Here is a 1,645-nt window from a genome sequence, read left to right on the forward strand (position 1 = left end):
AGCCGCTGCCGCAGCCCGGCCGCCTCCGCGGACCACCGCAGCAGCCCCAGCCCCTCGCGCCGCAGCCCCTCCAGCAGAGCCGCCCGTACGAGAGCGGGGTCGGGAGCCGGCAGGGGCCGCGAGGCCAGCTCCACCGCCCCCAGCCGCTCGACGCGCCGCGCCACGACATCGCGCCGCTCCTCCGACCAGCGGACCTCCTCGCCCTCCGAGTACAGCGCCCCGGCGGCCGCACGGGCGGTGTCCTCGTCGATCAGCGCACCCAGCGTCACCCGCGCCGAGGCCGCCGCGACGGGCCGGTCCGCGACGGCGACCGCCAGCCACCGCCCACTGCGCAGCCGCGACCCGTCCCCGAGCTCGGCACCCGTCCCCGACACCATGAGGTACGAACCCTCCGTACGGGCCCGGGCCACCCGCTCCGGAAACGCCAACGCGGCGACGAGCCCGGCCACGGCGTCGTCGCCGGGGGCGGCGTCCGGGTGGGCCTGCCGGGCGGCAGGCCCGGAACCCGCGTCCGGCGAGGATCGCCGCCCCGCGGAACCACCAGCAGCCCCCGCACCGCCGCCCCGTACCGCGTTCTCCAGGCGGCGGGCCTCCGTGCGCCAGCGGGTCGCGTAGGCGTCGCCGCCGCGCCGCGCCGTGCGCCAGGCCGCGGCCAGGTCGTCGCCGTACTCCCGCGGAGGCTCCTCGCTCAGCAGGGCCACGACCTCCGCCGCCCGGCGCGCGCCGACCTCGTGGGCGCCGTCCAGCAGGGCGCGCGCCAGTCGGGGATGCAGGCCCAGCCGGGCCATCCGGCGTCCCCGGTCCGTGGGGCGGCCGTCCGCCGTGACCGCTCCGGTGGCGGTCAGCACCTCGCGGGCGGCCGCCATCGCGCCGGCCGGCGGCGGATCGAGCAGGGCGAGCCCGCTCGCGTCGGGGTCGCCCCAGCACGCCGCCTGGAGGGCGAACGCCGTCAGGTCCGCGACCATGATCTCCGCCGACGGGAAGCGCGGCAGCCGCGCGTCGTCGGCCTCCGTCCAGCAGCGGTAGACCGCTCCCGGCGCCTCACGGCCCGCGCGGCCCGCCCGCTGCCGGGCGGCGGCCCGGGACGCCCGTACGGTCGTGAGCGCGCTCAGTCCGCGCGCGTGATCCACGCGCGGCTCACGGGCCAGGCCCGCGTCCACCACGATCCGTACGCCCGGGACGGTCAGGCTCGACTCCGCCACCGACGTCGCGAGAACCACCCGGCGCCGGCCCGTGCCGCCGGCCAGCACCGCGTCCTGCACGGCCGCCGGAGCCCGCCCGTGGACCTGGAGGACCTCGGCGCCGAGCGCGTCCGGCCCGCCCAGCCGGCCCGCCACGCGGGAGATCTCCCCGACGCCGGGCAGGAAGCACAGCACGTCACCGGACCGCTCCCGCAGCGCCCGCCGCACCACACCCGCGACGTGCTCCAGCAGCACCGGATCCACCCGCATCCCGTGCGGCGGCCGCACCGGGCGCTCCGGCGGGGCCCACACCACCTCCACCGGGTGGGAGACGCCCCGCGCCTCCACGACCGGCGCGTCGTCCAGGAGCCGGGACCAGCCCTCGGCGTCGGTCGTCGCGGACGCCGCGACCAGCCGCAGCTCGGGCCGCAGGGCGGCGCGTACGTCCAGGAGGAAGGCGGCGG

At 79.9% G+C, this 1,645-nt stretch carries 1 protein-coding gene; it reads right to left on the reverse strand.

All coding sequences use genetic code 11. From position 1 onward, the window contains the following. Window positions 1–1,645, reverse strand: a 1,645-nt coding sequence (locus J7E86_RS30255; RefSeq protein ID WP_285439796.1) for a helicase-related protein, incomplete at both ends; no start/stop codon positions are given.

The sequence above is a fragment of the Streptomyces sp. ISL-11 genome (genome assembly GCF_018614525.1).
Classification (GTDB): Bacteria; Actinomycetota; Actinomycetes; order Streptomycetales; family Streptomycetaceae; genus Streptomyces.